Annotated in this window: 15 protein-coding genes; 12 read left to right on the forward strand and 3 right to left on the reverse strand. The window is 58.8% G+C overall.

From position 1 onward, the window contains the following. Positions 1 to 86 precede the first annotated feature (86 nt). The 12 genes from Q1A00_RS12870 (at position 87) to Q1A00_RS12925 (ending at position 13,018) form a co-directional block, all read left to right on the forward strand. Positions 87 to 788, forward strand: coding sequence for a twin-arginine translocase TatA/TatE family subunit (locus tag Q1A00_RS12870; protein WP_298490653.1), 702 nt, complete (start codon positions 87 to 89; stop codon positions 786 to 788). Further along, a complete protein-coding gene (gene tatC / locus Q1A00_RS12875) occupies positions 785 to 1,588 on the forward strand; it encodes a twin-arginine translocase subunit TatC (RefSeq protein ID WP_298405989.1) in 804 nt (267 codons plus the stop codon). Before Q1A00_RS12870 ends, tatC begins: the two co-directional genes overlap by 4 nt. Before the next feature lie 94 nt (positions 1,589 to 1,682). Further along, on the forward strand, positions 1,683 to 2,096 hold the full coding sequence (locus tag Q1A00_RS12880; RefSeq protein ID WP_298405991.1) for a zinc ribbon domain-containing protein: 414 nt from the start codon (positions 1,683 to 1,685) through the stop codon (positions 2,094 to 2,096). Between the two features lie 239 nt (positions 2,097 to 2,335). Next, a complete protein-coding gene (locus tag Q1A00_RS12885) occupies positions 2,336 to 4,012 on the forward strand; it encodes a hypothetical protein (protein WP_299757195.1) in 1,677 nt (558 codons plus the stop codon). A gap of 80 nt (positions 4,013 to 4,092) precedes the next feature. Then, positions 4,093 to 5,094: a MoxR family ATPase gene (locus tag Q1A00_RS12890; protein ID WP_298405470.1), complete on the forward strand. Its 1,002-nt coding sequence runs from the start codon at positions 4,093 to 4,095 to the stop codon at positions 5,092 to 5,094. Beyond that, positions 5,094 to 5,969 (forward strand): DUF58 domain-containing protein, encoded by an 876-nt coding sequence (locus Q1A00_RS12895; RefSeq protein ID WP_298405467.1) that lies wholly within the window; start codon positions 5,094 to 5,096, stop codon positions 5,967 to 5,969. The genes Q1A00_RS12890 and Q1A00_RS12895 overlap by 1 nt, the downstream gene beginning before the upstream one ends. Further along, entirely contained in the window at positions 5,966 to 6,436 is a 471-nt protein-coding gene (locus Q1A00_RS12900; RefSeq protein ID WP_298405465.1) for a DUF402 domain-containing protein, read from the forward strand. Before Q1A00_RS12895 ends, Q1A00_RS12900 begins: the two co-directional genes overlap by 4 nt. 41 nt (positions 6,437 to 6,477) lie before the next feature. Then, positions 6,478 to 8,397, forward strand: a complete 1,920-nt coding sequence (locus tag Q1A00_RS12905) for a VWA domain-containing protein (protein WP_298405463.1) — start codon at positions 6,478 to 6,480, stop codon at positions 8,395 to 8,397. Positions 8,398 to 8,520: 123 nt separating this feature from the next. Next, positions 8,521 to 9,687 carry a carboxylate-amine ligase gene (locus tag Q1A00_RS12910; RefSeq protein ID WP_298405461.1) on the forward strand — a complete coding sequence of 389 codons (1,167 nt, stop codon included), beginning with the start codon at positions 8,521 to 8,523 and terminating at the stop codon, positions 9,685 to 9,687. Between the two features lie 24 nt (positions 9,688 to 9,711). Further along, positions 9,712 to 10,860, forward strand: a complete 1,149-nt coding sequence (locus Q1A00_RS12915) for an acyl-CoA dehydrogenase (RefSeq protein ID WP_298490651.1) — start codon at positions 9,712 to 9,714, stop codon at positions 10,858 to 10,860. A gap of 66 nt (positions 10,861 to 10,926) precedes the next feature. Then, positions 10,927 to 12,120 carry an RNA polymerase sigma factor RpoD gene (gene rpoD / locus Q1A00_RS12920; protein WP_298405457.1) on the forward strand — a complete coding sequence of 398 codons (1,194 nt, stop codon included), beginning with the start codon at positions 10,927 to 10,929 and terminating at the stop codon, positions 12,118 to 12,120. Positions 12,121 to 12,529: 409 nt separating this feature from the next. Continuing rightward, positions 12,530 to 13,018: a class I SAM-dependent methyltransferase gene (locus Q1A00_RS12925; RefSeq protein WP_298405454.1), complete on the forward strand. Its 489-nt coding sequence runs from the start codon at positions 12,530 to 12,532 to the stop codon at positions 13,016 to 13,018. Between the two features lie 249 nt (positions 13,019 to 13,267). On the opposite strand, the gene Q1A00_RS12930 is transcribed toward Q1A00_RS12925, so the two are convergent. The 3 genes from Q1A00_RS12930 to Q1A00_RS12940 all read right to left on the reverse strand — a co-directional run bounded on the left by Q1A00_RS12930 (position 13,268) and on the right by Q1A00_RS12940 (position 15,603). Then, a complete protein-coding gene (locus Q1A00_RS12930; protein WP_298405451.1) occupies positions 13,268 to 14,608 on the reverse strand; it encodes an FAD-dependent oxidoreductase in 1,341 nt (446 codons plus the stop codon). 113 nt (positions 14,609 to 14,721) lie between these two features. After that, positions 14,722 to 14,850, reverse strand: coding sequence for a hypothetical protein (locus Q1A00_RS12935; RefSeq protein WP_298405448.1), 129 nt, complete (start codon positions 14,848 to 14,850; stop codon positions 14,722 to 14,724). A 114-nt stretch (positions 14,851 to 14,964) separates the two neighbouring features. Next, on the reverse strand, positions 14,965 to 15,603 hold the full coding sequence (locus tag Q1A00_RS12940) for a transposase (protein WP_299757204.1): 639 nt from the start codon (positions 15,601 to 15,603) through the stop codon (positions 14,965 to 14,967). Positions 15,604 to 15,605 lie beyond the last annotated feature (2 nt).

Here is a 15,605-nt window from a genome sequence, read left to right on the forward strand (position 1 = left end):
AGCGTCGGCGCTTACACCCTCCGCACAAACCGCGCGCTGTGGTAAGATAGTAGTAGCATGGTATCACCGGCAAACTGCGGAGTTGTATGGAGATCTTCAACGTTCATCTGCCTGAACTGATTCTCATCGCCGGTCTCGCGCTCGTGCTCTTTGGCCCAGAACGGTTGCCAGAATTGGGGCGCTTCGCCGGTAAGCAGGTGGCGAAATTTCTTGCGTGGCAGCAACAGTCGCCTGAACTGCAAATGATTAACGAGATGCGCAACGAGTTTGAGCGCGAGATCGCCCAATTGCGCGATGAATTAGTGCGGACGCGCAACCAGCTCGATGTGCGTAACGATGTCCAAGCGATGGTCGATGAGGTAAAAGCCGTTGGCGAGCAGGTGCAAACCACACTGAACGAGGCCTTGCCAGCCGCTCAGCCAACTTTACCTCCACCTGATGCAGCGCCGCCAGCGCAACCAACGATCCGCCCACCGGCACAAGCGCCTATACCGGCAGCAATGCCCGTCGAGCCGGTCACCAACGACGGTGGTGTTGCCCAACCCATTACCGATGAAGATCGGATGCTCTTTGCTGATGTGGCAGCTCCGGCGGCGACCGCACCTGCCCAAAACGCTGCGGAACCGGTCACGCCTGCCGAGATCAGTGAACTACTGGCCCGGCTGAATGGGTTGGCGGCTGAACTCCAGTCGATTGTCTTGCAGTTGCAGGCGCGCGGCTTGTTGGATCAACACTGGCAACCGACCGTCGCGCCGGCACCCGTTTCTGAGGAGACTGTCACGCCATGACTACCAAACCGGCCAAAGCAGGCCAAGCCGATGAGACGTCGATGACGCTGATCGAGCACTTGATCGAGCTACGTAGCCGGATCGTCAAGGCCGGCATCGGCGTGCTGATCGGCATGGTGTTTGGATTTATCGCAGTGTGGCCCCAAGGCCCGATCAAACTGATCGATATCCTTATCTTGACCTTTGCCCCGATCAACGACCGCTTCGCCCCAATCCAGTCAGTCGGCACCACCGAGCAGTTCACCAGCTACATGAAGGTGGCGTTATTGGTTGGCGTGATTCTGGCGATGCCGGTAATCGTTTACCAACTGCTGGCCTTTATTGTGCCGGGTCTGACCGACAGCGAACGGCGGCTGATCTACCGCGCCTTGCCCTTTGTGACCTTTTTCTTCCTTGCCGGGATTGCCTTCGGCTGGTTTGTTACCACACCCGTCGCCATTCAGTTCCTGATCGGCTTTTCCGACTCGCCGCTGATCCAAACCCAACCGACGCTGTCTGATTTCCTCGAGACGGTATCGATGTTGTTGTTAATCAACGGCGTGGTGTTTGAATTGCCGATCATTATCTACGTGCTCGCGTATCTGAATGTCACCACCGCTAAGCAATTGGCAAGCTACCGGCGCTATGCGCTGGTAGTGGTCGTGATCATCGCGGCGTTTATTACTCCGACCGGCGATCCGGTGAATCTGATGTTGCTGGCGTTGCCGATGTATCTGCTTTATGAGGTTGGCGTGATTTTGGCACGGTTTGTGCCAGCGGCCCAAGCGCCGCGCAAAGCCAAGCGCAACATCGAGGCATAGGCGTATCAGGTGTAACGGTACAGCTCTGCTGTGTACACAGGGAGCGCATTGCTATACTAGAAGGCATCAGCATCAATGGTTGGAGGTGAGCGTTATGGTGGAACGGATTTGTCCGGCCTGTCGCCATGGCAACCCGCTTGAGAACCGGTACTGCGGCGCGTGCGGCGCAGCGCTCACGGGTAATGATGCGTTGGCCCCACGCGAACCGAGCGCCTTGGCTCCCCGCACCTTGTCACTCTCGCCGGCGCAGATGCGCCAGATCGGCGCTGCGCTGGCGCTCGGTGCGGCCACGCTGGCAGTCGAAGTTGGCAAGGCATGGCTGCGCCGCCGGATGGGGACGCCGGCGCCGGTTGCGCCGATCACCACCGTTCCCCAGAGCGCGATCACGCCTGTCGCTGAACCGATCAGTGTGACGACCACAATCATCAGCCAGCGTGTGGTTGAGATTTGGGAGCGTGGTGAATTGGTGCGGCAGGTGGTTGAGCGGCATGTCTGGCGCAAAGATTAGCTGCAAACCGGCGCAGTGAAACCGATAACGTGCGGCGCAGGTCTAGCTTTTCCCTTCTAAGCCAAGTGGCACATCATACTGCTACCGGTGGGGCAATGCGCTATCAGCGTTGGTGCCCCATCAGCAGCACCCAACGATGTGCGTTTTGCTGTGACTATTCCCCGGAACCGGCGCGGGTCTGGCAGCGTCATCCATAGTGTGGTACGATACTCTTACCACCGATATAGGAAGGATTGGCGATGACGCAGGCGATAAACCCTTCAACGTATCAGCTATTGCGCCGGCAGTTGCGCCCGCTGAGCATCAAACTGCGCCTGAGCGATGGCATTGTACTGGCAAGCCGCACCCTATGGATGGCGCTAACCGGTAGCGCACTGGTGGCTGCCATCGGCTGGATGACGCCGGTGCCTCATTTGCTATGGTGGGTGTTGGTACCGATCGCGTTGTGGTTTGTAGCCATCGTCGGCGTCAGCGCATTCCGGCCACTACCGCCGCGCCGGGCTGCACAGCGGGTTGACCGCATCCTCAACCTGCGCGAACGGCTCTCGACGGCGATTGAATTGTATGAGACCGGCGCGGATACGCCGCTCGCTCCTTACCAACAGGCTGACGCGAGCGCGCTAGCGTTGCAGCTCCATCCGCGCCAGATCCCGATCGTGGTGCCGCGCCAGCCATTGCTATTGGCGCTGCTGCCGGCGCTGGTGACGGTTGCGTTACTGACGCTGCCCAACCCGATGAACCAGATCTTGGCCGAGCGCGCCGCGGTCGCCGAGATGATCGAACAGGTCAATCAGCAATTGGCGGAATTAGAACAAGAGTTGGCCGCGCGTGATGATCTCACGCCCGAACAACGGGCGGAATTAGAGGCGATCCTGCGCCAATTGCAAGCTGAATTAGCCCGCAACCCCGGTGATCGCCAAGAGGCGCTGGCCGATCTAGCGCAGGCCGAAATGCGCCTGCGCCAACAGCTTAATCCGCAAACCGACGTGCGCCAAGCGGCGCTGGAACAGTTGGCGCGCCGATTGGAACAGCTCTCTAATAACCCGACTTCGCCCCGCCCAACGCTTGACCAGTTGCGTCAACAACTTGAGAACTTGGCGGCCAGCCTCGATCAGATGAGCGCCGCAGAGCGTGAGGCGTTAGCCCAAGAACTGGCTCAACAGGCTGCGCAACTCGCGTCGGCGGATCGCGCCACCGCGCAGGCTTTGCAAGATGCAGCACAAGCCCTCGAACGCGGCGACACCCAAGCGGCTGCCGAGGCATTGCAACAGGCTGGCCAACAGGTGCAGAATGCCCAAGCAGCTATTGCTAACCAGCGCGCAGTGCAACAGGCGCTTAACAATACCCAAGCGGCTCGCCAACAAATTGCGCAGGCCGGCCAACCCGGCCAAGGCCAGCAGGCCCAGCAGGGGCAAGGACAGTCTCAACAAGGCCAAGGGCAAGGTCAGCAAGGACAGGGGCAGGCTCAACAAGGCCAAGGGCAAGGCCAGCAAGGGCAACAAGGGCAACAAGGCCAACCCGGGCAAAGCCAGCAAGGCCAACCCGGGCAAGGCGGTGGCTCGACTGCTGACAATCTCGGCCAACAACAGAGTAATGCGCCGGGCAATGTCGATCCGAATCGGCCAAGTTCGCAACAGGGGCAAGGGCGCAACGATGGATTGGTGTACCAACCCTTCCGGCCCTCCGGCCAAACCGGTGATCCTGATTTTATCGCCGGCCAGCAGGGCAGCAGCGGCAGCAGCGAGGTGCGTCCGGGTCAAGGGCAGCAGGGTGGGTTGAATAATCCGTCGGTCATTCCTTACGAGCAGGTGTTTCCTGAATACCAGCGCACGGCGACGGAAGCGATCGATCGCGGCAGCGTACCGATTTACTTACAAAATCTCGTCCGCGAATACTTCTCGCGGCTAGAACCGTAGCAAGCTAGGCGCTCGCTACCGGTGTCTGCTTGCCTAAAACGTTTGACGCTACCTTACATCCATACGAGGAGGACATCAGCATGACCGCTGCTTCGGAAGCTGCGATCGCCATGACGCCGGAAGAGTTTCGGCAACGCGCGCAACAAATCGAAGCCGAAGTCGCGCAAGTGATTGTCGGCCAGCACGAACTGATCCGGCAGGTGATTATTACGCTGCTCGCCGGCGGGAATGCGCTGCTCGAAGGCGTACCCGGCTTGGCGAAGACTACGCTGGTGCGCACCTTGGCCGATGTGATCGACTGCAAGTTCTCGCGCATCCAGTTTACGCCCGATTTGATGCCGGCGGATATTGTCGGCACCACGCTGATCAGTGAGGACGCCCATGGCCATAAGTCGTTCCGCTTTGAGCCGGGGCCGATTTTCGCCAACTTAGTGCTGGCCGATGAGATCAACCGTGCTACGCCGAAGACCCAGTCGGCGTTGCTCGAAGCAATGCAAGAGCGCACAGTGACCGTCGCCAAGACGATCCATCAGCTACCCCGTCCCTTCTTCGTCTTGGCAACCCAAAATCCGCTGGAGATGGAGGGGACGTACCCGCTGCCGGAAGCGCAGCTCGATCGCTTCTTCTTCAAGATCCACGTCGCTTTCCCAACAGCAGCCGAACTGGTCGAGATTGCTCAACGCACGACCGGCGCTCGCCAGCCAGTAGCTCGTCACGTCGCCGATGGGCAGACTATCATCCAGATGCAAGAGCTGGCGCGCACAGTGCCAATCGCCAGCCATGTGCTGGCCTACACGGCCCGGCTGATCACGGCCACCCATCCTGAAGGCAAAGATGCGCCGGCGGTGACCAAACAGTATGTGCGTTATGGCGCGTCGCCGCGCGGGATGCAGACCTTGATTCTGGCCGGCAAGATTTTAGCATTGCTAGATGGGCGCTATAACGTCTCGTTTGGCGATATTCGCTTGGCAGCCTTACCGGCGCTACGCCACCGGGTTGTGCTCAACTTTGAAGCGCAGGCTGAAGGGATCAGTGCTGACGAGGTGGTCAAGGGCGTACTGGAAGCGGTCAAGGAGGAGTGATGGCCGAGCCGTTGCTCACAGCCACTTTCCTACGCAAGCTCGATCGGTTGGCACTGCAAACCCGGCGCGCAATGGCCGGTGATCTCCAAGGCGAGCGGCGCAGCCCAAAACGCGGCTCGTCGGTCGAATTTGCCGATTTTCGCCCGTACACAACCGGCGATGATATTCGCCAGATCGACTGGAACCTTTACGCCCGCGCTGAACGGTTCTACCTGAAGCTGTTTGTGGCCGAAGAAGAACTCAACGTTCACCTGCTGGTTGACACCAGTCGCAGTATGGCGTGGGGCGAGCCGGAAAAGCTGCACTATGCGCGTCAGATTGCGGCGGCATTTGGCTATATTGCGCTTAGCAACCTTGATCGGGTTAACGTGACTGCGTTTGGCGGGCGACCGGCGGCGGTGAGCGGGATTCGCGGCAAACGCGGCGCAGTGGCGCTATTTGAGTTCTTGCAGCGGCTCGAAGCCGGCAGTAGCGCTAACCTGACCCAGTTCTGTCGCAACTATATTCAGACTGCGCGTAGTGCCGGCCCGCTCTTGCTCTGTTCTGATCTGTTTGATCCGGGTTGGCGCGATGCTCTGCGCGCATTAAGTTCGCGCCCATTCGAGATTACCGTGATGCACGTGCTCGCGCCGCAAGAGATTGATCCGCCGATTGAGGGTGATATTCGTCTGATTGATAGCGAGGGGGGACCAGCGGTAGAAATTAGTGCCGATCTCGATGTATTGCAACGTTACCGCGAGTCATTGCGCGCATGGCAAAGCGAGATTGAGGCATTTTGTAGCGGGCGGGGCATGCGCTATGTGCCGGTGAATACTGCTGAACCGATCGAAGATTTCGTGTTTGGCCAATTGCGCCGGGCCGGTGTAATCCGATGATCGAAGTGCGGTTGATCAAACCAAGGCGCGGCCAGATTATCCGCTATCAAGCAACCGTGCTAGCGCGCGATGCGCAGAGCGTGACGGTACAGGCCGAGTGGCGGTTAGGGCGGGTCGATCTCGGTCTGTTTAGCATCGAGCCGGGGGATGTGATGATCGAAACGTTCTACACCAACCGCTGGTATAACATCTTTCGCGCCCAACGGCCCGATGGTGTGACGCGGGGATGGTATTGCAACCTTGCTCGCCCGGCCCGGATCGATGATGATGTGATCGAGACGGAAGATTTAGAGATCGATGTGATCGTGAGCGCCGATCGCCAGTGTGTCGAGATTACCGATCTAGCAGAGTATGAAGCGCGCGGGTTGGCGTTAGCTGAACCGGATACCGATGCGGCGTTGCGCGCGGCGATTGCCGAATTGCGTGATTTGATTGTGCGTGGTGAACAACCATTTAACGTCTCTTAGGGATAGAGCGACGCTCTGTCTCTACAGATGGGTACACGAGTATGTCATTCCTTGCTCCATTAGCGTTGCTTGGCGCAGCAATTGTCGGCCCGCTGATCGTGGCGATGTATTTGCTCAAGTTGCGCCGCGAAGAGCAAGTCGTCTCATCAACCTTTCTCTGGCAGCGCATGGTGCGCGATATCGAAGCGAATGCGCCGTGGCAGAAGTTGCGCCGTAATGTACTGCTGTTTTTGCAACTGCTGCTCATGCTATTGTTGGTGCTGGCCTTGGCCCGGCCTTTCCTGCCCGTCACCGGTATTAGCGGCGCGAACCTGATCATTATTTTCGACCGCTCGATCAGTATGCTCGCTACCGACGAATCGCCGAACCGGTTAGAGGCGGCGCGCCGGCAGGCGCTAGCGCTGATCGATCAACTACCGGATAACGGGCGGGCGACAATCATCACCATTGGCGGCCAGATGGAAGCGCCAATCGCCTCCTCAAGCGACCGGCGCGAGCTACGGCGCGTGATCGAGCGCATTCAACCGAGCTACAGCGGCCAATCCGATCTCACCCAAGCGTTAACGCTAGCTTCAGCATTGGCTGCCCGCGAACCTGACAGCGACGTGGCGATTATTTCCGACGGGAATGTGATCCTACCCGACGGGTTGCGGGTACCGGCGCGGGTGCGTTACTTCCCGATTGGCCGTTCATCCGACAATGTGGCGATTAACGCGATTGCACTTCAACCCGGCCCCTTCGAGCAGAACCTGTTCGTGCAGGCGATCAATTATGGCAGCAGCCCTGTCACTCGCCGGCTCTCACTCTATTACGATGGTGTTCTTTCAAATGCAGTGGATTTGACGATCGATCCGGGTCGTGAACGAAGTTGGATCGAGGCGATTCCGGCAACCGTAGCAGTAGTCGAGGCGCGCCTTGATGAACATGGCGATGCGTTGCCGGTGGATGATCGGGCCTACGCAGTTAGCCCGCAACGCGAGATTGTGAAGGTGCGGTTAGTGAGCGACGGCAATCGCTTTCTCGAAACCGGCCTTGCGCTGCTACCCGGTCTTGAGGTGACGCGCGTGCCGACGACGACCCTGACATTTACCGAAAGCGCTGCCGAAGTGCCGCTGACCATCTTTGATGGGGTAGTTCCCACCGAGCTGCCCCCCGGCAATCTGCTCTTCATTGGCCCGCTGCGTAGCACCGAACTCTTCTCGATCACCGGTGAATTTGACTTTCCGCTGATCCGCCCGGCGGCGCTGGAAGATCCGCTCTTGCGCAATGTGCGGCTCAACGACATCAATATTCTCCGTGCGCCGCGCATCGTACCCGGCCAATGGGCGCGGGTGATCGTCGATAGCGATGGCGGCCCGCTCTTGCTGGCCGGTGAGCGCGAAGGCCGGCGAATTGTGGTGTTGGCGTTCGATCTGCACTTGTCAGATTTACCGCTCAATATTGCCTTCCCAATCTTGCTCTCGAATATGATCGAGTACCTCTTGCCGGTGAGCAGCGTGCAACTGACAACCGGCCAACCGATTGTGGCGCCGGTTGATAGCACGATCGAAGAGGTACGGGTCATCCGGCCCGATGGCCGGGTCGCTAGCTCACGCGATGGGCAGGTGCAGGTACAGGCGAACCAAACCTTCTACACCGAAACCGATCGACCCGGTGTCTACACGCTCGAAGAACGGCGCGGCAACGAAGTCATCGCCAGTCGTCGCTTTGCCGTCAATCTCTTTGCTCCCAATGAATCGCAGATCACGCCGCAACGTGATCTAACCATCCCGCAGCTTAGCGGCGCGCAGAGCACGGTTGCCCGTGAGCGCGATGGTCGCCAAGAGATGTGGCGCTGGCTGGCATTGGCGGCGCTGGGCGTGCTGTTAGTGGAATGGCTCTACTACCAGCGGAATACGATCGCCTTGCTGCGCGAACGCTGGCGGCGGCGGACGGCCACTAAGGCCAACATACAACCGTGAAGTGTGGCAGTGAGACTGTCGCACTTCACACCTTCCTATTGCTTGCCCCACACAGCACCAAGACACGATATAATACAACATACCGGTGACAAACCAATCCCAACCATCAGCGAGGAGTGTGCGGTGAGCGTCTACAACCCCAACGATGCCGATTTTGCGTTTACGATCGGGATCGAAGAGGAATACCAAATCGTCGATCCTGAAACCCGCGAGTTACGGAGCTACATTACTCAGATCCTCGAACCGGGACGCACGATCCTGCGTGAGCAGATCAAGCCCGAAATGCACCAAAGTATCGTCGAAGTCGGCACCCGCCCTTGCCGCACTATCAGCGAAGCGCGGGCAGAGATCACCCGTCTGCGCGGCGCAATCGCCGGACTAGCAGCCCGTCACAATCTGCGCATCGTCGCTGCCGGCACCCATCCCTTTTCGTCGTGGATGCAGCAAGAGATCACGCCCGACGAACGGTACCATATGGTCGTGGGTGAGATGCAAGATGCCGCATTGCAATTGCTTATCTTCGGCATGCATTGCCACGTCGGTATGCCGAACAACGAGGTGGCGATTGAATTGATGAATGTCGCGCGCTACATCTGCCCGCACTTGCTGTCGCTCAGCACCTCATCGCCATTCTGGATGGGCCGCAATACCGGTTTCAAGTCGTACCGCAGCGTGATCTTTAGCACCTTCCCGCGCACCGGCATCCCGCCGACGTTCCATTCGGCCAGCGAATTTGAGCGGTATGTCCAGTTGTTGATCAACACCGGCTGTATCGACAACGGCAAGAAGATTTGGTGGGATCTACGCCCGCATCCGTTCTTTGGAACGCTTGAATTCCGGGTTTGCGACATCGCCACCAAGGTCGAGGAGTGTCTGGCGTTGGCTGCAACGATGCAGGCGCTGATCGTCAAGTTTTACACCATGTTTGAAAACAACACCACCTTCCGCGTCTACCGGCGCGCCTTGATCAACGAGAACAAATGGCGCGCGCAACGCTGGGGTCTCGACGGCAAACTGATCGATTTCGGCAAGCGCAAAGAGGTTGAGGCCAAGGCGCTCGTGCATGAAATTGTCGAGCTGGTTGACGATGTGGTTGACATGCTCGGCTCGCGCAAAGAAGTCGAATACCTGCTCACAATTGTTGATCAGGGTACCAGCGCCGACCGCCAATTGCGCGTCTTTGCCGAGACCAACGATTTGAAAGCAGTGGTGGATAATCTGATCGCCGAGACGATGGAAGGCGTGCCGGTGATGAGCTTTGAAGCCGAGTCGCAAGCAACGCACGGATAAGCATCTTTAGCAAAGAGGCTCGATATGGAGATTGAACTGACGCCCGAACAGGAATTTATTCGCCAGACGGTGCGCGAATTCGCCGAGAAAGAGATCGCCCCCAAGGCACGCTACGTTGACGAGCACAGCGCCTTCCCGCACGAGACGTTTGCGAAGATGGCACAACTTGGCCTGATGGGGTTGCCCTTTCCTGAAGAGTACGGCGGGGCTGGGGCCGATAGCGTCAGCACAGCGATCGCGATCGAAGAAGTGGCGCGTTGCTGTGGCAGTACGGCATTGGCCTACGCAGCCCACATCGGTTTGGGCAGCGCGCCGATCGCGATGTTCGGCACCGAAGAGCAAAAGCGCCGATTTTTGACACCGGCAGCCAAAGGCGAGTATCTGGCCGCGTTTGGCCTCACCGAACCGCATGCCGGTTCGGATGCCGGTGCTACCCGCACGACCGCCCGCCTAGTGGGTGACGAGTGGGTCATCAACGGCCAAAAGATGTGGATTACCAATGCGCCGCTGGCCGGCCACATCATTGTAACGGCAGTAACTGATCCCGATCTAGGCAAGAAGGGGATTTCGGCGATCATTGTGCCGCGCGGCACACCGGGCTTGAGCTTCGGCAAGCACGAGCCGAAGATGGGTTTGCGCGGCTCGGTTAGCACGGCGGTGATGCTAGACGATGTGCGGGTGCCGCGCGAACATTTGCTGGGTGAACGGGGGCGTGGGTTTATCCAGTTCTTACAAGTGCTCGACGGTGGCAGAATTGGTATTGGCGCGATGGCAATTGGGTTAGCACAAGCGGCGTATGAAGCTGCTGTTGCTTACGCCCGTGAACGCACCGCGTTTGGCAAGCCGATCGGCGCTCACCAGTCGGTTGCCAACATGATTGCGAATATGGCCGTTGATCTCGCTGCCGCCCGCGCGCTGGTCTATGGCGCAGCTAAGCTGAAAGATGCCGGCAAGCCGCATACCCGCGAGGCGGCTATAGCCAAACTCTTCGCCTCGGAAGCTTCGGAACGGATCTGCCGCGATGCCATCCAGATTTTCGGCGGGTACGGCTACAGCCAAGAATACCCGGTAGAACGGTTATACCGCGACACACGCCTCTTGACTATCGGTGAAGGCACCTCGGAAATCTTGCGCAACGTGATTGCGCATTCGGTCCTTGGCCTGCGCGGGTAACAGCTTGTGCTACAATAAAGAACGCACGGTAGCCAGTGCCCGTTTGGTCTCAGACGAGGAAGTAGTATGACGCAGAGCCAGCCCGAGACCGACCGCGCCAGTCCTGCGATCAATGCAGCCGATCTGCAGGCCCTGATCGCGCAGGGACGGCAGCGAGGCTTTGTCACATTCGAGGATATTCAGCGGCTGGTTCCCAACCCAGACGAGTCGATCGAGCTGATCGACAGTATCTATGCCGCCTTGGCCGAGGCCGGTGTCCCCGTCCAAGATGGAGAGGAACCGGCGCTCGATGATCTGCCGGCGCCGCCAACAATGGATCTGGAGCTCGATGATGAGTTATCAGATGCGTTGTTGAGCGATAGTGTGCGGCTCTATTTGCGCGAGATTGGGCAGGTGCCGCTGCTCACTGCCGAACAGGAGAAGCGGCTCGCTCAGTTAATCGAGCGCGGCCAAGCTGCTGAACGAAAATTGGCGACACTTCCGCCCGATAGCCCAGAGGCGGAGCGTTTGCGCGCGCTAAAGGCACAAGGCGAAGAAGCGCGCCAACAAATGGCGGCAGCGAACCTGCGTTTGGTGGTGAGCATCGCCAAACGTTATCGCGACCGTGGGTTGCCCTTGCTCGACCTGATCCAAGAAGGGAGCCTTGGCTTGTTGCGCGCGATCGAGAAGTTTGATCACACTAAAGGTTATAAGTTTAGCACGTATGCTACATGGTGGATCAAACAGGCCCTGTCGCGCGCGTTAGCCGATCAATCGCGACTGGTGCGCTTGCCTGTCCATCTCGGCGAAACGCTGAACCGGATTCAGGCCGCGCGCCGCCAGTTGACTCAGTCGCTTGGGCGTGAACCGACCGACGCTGAGTTGGCTAATCATCTGGGAATGAGCGAGGAAAAGCTGCGCGAGTTGCGGCGGACAGCGCAGGATCCGGTATCATTGGCGACACCGGTTGGGGAAGAGGCTGATAGCACGTTGGCCGACTTTATCCCTGATCCCCATGCGCTCGATGCGGATGATGCCGCGGCAAGCGGTATGCTGCGCCAGCAGATCGCCGCTGCACTCGACCAGCTTAGCGAACGCGAGCGACGAGTGCTCGAGTTGCGTTATGGCTTGGCCGATGGCCAACCACGCACGCTCGAAGAGGTTGGCAAGGCGTTTGGTGTGACGCGCGAGCGGGTGCGTCAGATCGAAGTCAAGGCGCTGCGTAAGTTGCGCCATCCCCGGTTGGGCAAGCTGCTGAAGGATTACCTCGACCAGATTTAAGTGGACAAAGCTTTATGAGTGCCGGAGCAGGACAACGATTGCTCCGGCGTTATTTTTATGTCAAACAAGACCTACAATGATGTCTGTTCACTTTCACAGGATGGCTTGGCATTGGCGAAGATTCGCATTACAAGTGCGCCTTGCTATGCGCTCACCGGCTCCGACACGCCGACTGATCGATTTGGTTGTCGCCAATGCCTTATTTAGGTTGCCAATCACTGCACGTAAACGACTCTTTGCCGGTCAGGAGGCGTTCTGCCCGATCTGCGAGACGCACATATCCGGTTTTCTCACGCTGCATCGGCCCTACCACCGTTGGTGTCCGGTATGCCGCTCGTTGCAGCGACATCGCTTGACATGGCTTTTCCTCAAGCGGCACGGCTTACTCACAGCTTATGAGCCGCAGACAATGCTGCACTTTGCTCCGGAACCGGGATTAGCAATGCGGCTCGCTCGTGTACCAACGTTACGCTATATCACGGTCGATTTGACGCAACCAACGATGGTAAGAGTAGATATAATAAACCTCCCTTTCCGTGATAATGAATTCGATAGCATTCTCTGTAGTCATGTGCTTGAACATGTACCACGTGATGAACAAGCAATGCGAGAGCTATATCGTGTACTCAAACCATCGGGCGTCGCTGTGATTCTGGTGCCGATCAAGGGCAAGCAAACGATTGAAGATCCCAGCATTACCGATCCGATCCTCCGCGAGCGATATTTTGGGCAGTTCGATCACGTGCGGGTATACGGGCGCGATGTTGTCCAGCGCTTGCAACAGGCCGGCTTTAGCGTCACACTGGTGACAGCCCAAGATATTGTGCAACATCAAGCAGACATTGCGTGGATGGGTTTACCGACGCAAGAGACCATCTTTGTGTGTCGGAAAGGGTGATTATTTTGCCGAAAACGCAGAGCACACGGTAGTGCGGCTCTGCGGTCGGGGTCCCGACGGGCGCGGTCGATAGGGTTGTGGCGCACACGGAGACAGAGAGGAACGGATTGGGCATAGGCCACGGATGGACACAGATCGGGTATCCGTGGTCATCCGTGGCCTATGCCCCGCCGCCGCCAGCACCGCGCGCTTCCCCAAACGGCAACAGATCGGCACGGATGCGTAGGGGGTCGACGGACGCGGGTACATTCATCGCCGAGCGAGGTTCGCCGCAACCAACAACGGATCCCACACCGGCGCGAAAGGTGGCGCGTAACTAAGATCAAGCTCGGCAAATTCATCGATTGTCCAGCCAGCCTGTAACGCGGCTGCGACAGTATCGATTCGTTTTGCCACACCTTCGCGACCAACCAATTGTCCGCCGAGCAGTCGGCGTGTCGTCTGATCGAAGACCAGCGTGACCGTAATCGGCTGGTGGCCCGGCATGTAGTGCGCGCGCGAGGAGGCCGTGGCGCTGACCGCGGTGGCGTTGAAGCCTTCGGCTTGGGCACGGGACAGCGAAAGGCCGCTGATCGCTACTTCTAGATCGAACACCTTCACCACGGTCGTGCCGACAATCCCGCCAAAACGAGCATTGCCGCCAGCGAGATTCTCACCGGCCACACGACCCTGTTTGTTAGCAGTCGTACCAAGCGGAATCCACGCTGGCTTGCCGGTGACGCGGTGCAAGGCTTCAGCGACATCACCCGCCGCCCACACGTGAAGTAGGTTCGTTCGCTGACGATCATCAACCGTGACCGCACCGGTCGGGCCGAGGGCAATCCCAGCAGCTCGAGCCAGTGTCGTGCTTGGTCGAACTCCTGCCGCCAGAATCACCATCTCAGTCGGGATCATCTGTTCACCAACGATAACACCACGCACCCGTTTATCACCGACAATGGCCTGCACTGACTGGCCCAAGCGGAGATCGACATGCTGACGGGTAAGTTCATCAGCAACGTGGGTTGCAACATCAAGATCGAACGAGGGCAACACCTGTGGTAACCGTTCAACCAGCGTAAGCGTCAGTCCATGCGCCGCCAACGCTTCAGCCATCTCAAGACCAATGTAGCCGCCACCAATAATCACACCGGTGCGCGGGCGCTGCTCGATCAACCATGCTTTGATGGCCTGTGCCTCTTCCACATTCCGCAACGCAAACACGCCGGGCAGATCGAGACCGGGCAACGGTGGGCGAGCAGGCTGACCGCCAGTTGTCAGCACCAACTCATCCCAGTGATCGACAAACTCGCGGCCATCCTCCAGATCGCGCACGCGCACCGTCTGCCGGACGGGATCAATCTCGAGCACCTCGTGTCGGATCAAGGCCTGAATGCCTTGTTTGGCAAACTGGGCCGGCGTGCGCACAACGACATCCTCTAGCCGCGCAATTTCACCCTTGATTGCGTAGGGAAAGCCACAGGCCCCGTAGCTCACATAGCCAGAGCGTTCGTAGACCACAATCTCAAGTGCTGGATCAGTGCGCTTGGCCTTGGCCGCTGCGCTCATCCCGGCTGCGCCGCCACCGACAACTACTACCCGTCGCGTCATGCAACTTCCTCCGTCGTGCTATTAGCATTTTCTTATGAAGTATAGATGCAGGGAATGGGTGAGACGTTACGTTGGCCGGCGCGAGCTGACGTGTCGCACATCTTTAGAGCCTGTTATGGACGTTCGACCATAACGGGAATGAACCGCTTCCGCCTGAGCATCGCACTGGCCAGCACATGCACTCCGGCCAAGGGTTCCGGCAACCGCTCATCATCGCGTGCCAACCGGCGAACGCGCGCCATCTAGGTGACGCCTCGCTCAACGACCCAGCGGCGCAGCAGCAGCACGAAGCCAGTGCATAACAGGCTCTAGGCCTTCCAGCTAGGCTAGGGCAGCGGATTCGATATCGGACTCGTTCAGGCGCGCCATTCATCCTCCGGTTCTGGTTGGGTCACCAGTAGGCTCTCTCGGTCGAATGCCCATCGCAGCGGGTTGTCGGCAATGTATTGGCGGATACGGTTCAGGGATTCCTCGTTGCGGATGATGTGTTCGTAATAATTGCGTTGCCACACCCGGCCGCGAAACGGCGGCCAGCCGGATTGTTTGACGCCGCGGATATACGCCACCGTGGTAATGGATTTGAACGCGCCGACGATGTCGCCAATCGTAGGGGCAACCCTTGTGGTTGCCTCGTTGGGGGCAGGCACGAGGCCTGCCCGTACCCCATCCGGGGCGGGCATATCCCCATCGGGGGCGGGCACGAGGCCTGCCCCCACGGTGGCGGACCCGGTCAACACGATAATGCCGTGGACATGGTTGGGCATGACGACGAATGCATCCAATTCCAAACCGGGGAACCGATCAGGCAGGGCATCCCATTCATCCCACACCATCCGTCCGGCGTCATTCAACCGCATTTCGCCGTCCACCACCTCGCCGAACAGGCAGGCCCGATCTTGGGTGACGATGGTGATGAAATACGCCCCGGCTTGGGAATAATCGTACCCCTTGAGCCGGATGCTGCGGCGGTGGTGTTTTTCGGGGTCATATTTCATAA

Source organism: uncultured Chloroflexus sp. (assembly GCF_938091255.1).
GTDB lineage: Bacteria > Chloroflexota > Chloroflexia > Chloroflexales > Chloroflexaceae > Chloroflexus.

Coding starts and splice junctions, on each gene's coding strand:
- Q1A00_RS12870 (WP_298490653.1), top strand. CDS start 87: ATGGAGATCTTCAACGTTCATCTGCCTGAACTGATTCTCATCGCCGGT.
- tatC (WP_298405989.1), top strand. CDS start 785: ATGACTACCAAACCGGCCAAAGCAGGCCAAGCCGATGAGACGTCGATG.
- Q1A00_RS12880 (WP_298405991.1), top strand. CDS start 1,683: ATGGTGGAACGGATTTGTCCGGCCTGTCGCCATGGCAACCCGCTTGAG.
- Q1A00_RS12885 (WP_299757195.1), top strand. CDS start 2,336: ATGACGCAGGCGATAAACCCTTCAACGTATCAGCTATTGCGCCGGCAG.
- Q1A00_RS12890 (WP_298405470.1), top strand. CDS start 4,093: ATGACCGCTGCTTCGGAAGCTGCGATCGCCATGACGCCGGAAGAGTTT.
- Q1A00_RS12895 (WP_298405467.1), top strand. CDS start 5,094: ATGGCCGAGCCGTTGCTCACAGCCACTTTCCTACGCAAGCTCGATCGG.
- Q1A00_RS12900 (WP_298405465.1), top strand. CDS start 5,966: ATGATCGAAGTGCGGTTGATCAAACCAAGGCGCGGCCAGATTATCCGC.
- Q1A00_RS12905 (WP_298405463.1), top strand. CDS start 6,478: ATGTCATTCCTTGCTCCATTAGCGTTGCTTGGCGCAGCAATTGTCGGC.
- Q1A00_RS12915 (WP_298490651.1), top strand. CDS start 9,712: ATGGAGATTGAACTGACGCCCGAACAGGAATTTATTCGCCAGACGGTG.
- rpoD (WP_298405457.1), top strand. CDS start 10,927: ATGACGCAGAGCCAGCCCGAGACCGACCGCGCCAGTCCTGCGATCAAT.
- Q1A00_RS12925 (WP_298405454.1), top strand. CDS start 12,530: ATGCTGCACTTTGCTCCGGAACCGGGATTAGCAATGCGGCTCGCTCGT.
- Q1A00_RS12930 (WP_298405451.1), bottom strand. CDS start 14,608: ATGACGCGACGGGTAGTAGTTGTCGGTGGCGGCGCAGCCGGGATGAGC.
- Q1A00_RS12935 (WP_298405448.1), bottom strand. CDS start 14,850: ATGGCGCGCGTTCGCCGGTTGGCACGCGATGATGAGCGGTTGCCGGAA.
- Q1A00_RS12940 (WP_299757204.1), bottom strand. CDS start 15,603: ATGAAATATGACCCCGAAAAACACCACCGCCGCAGCATCCGGCTCAAG.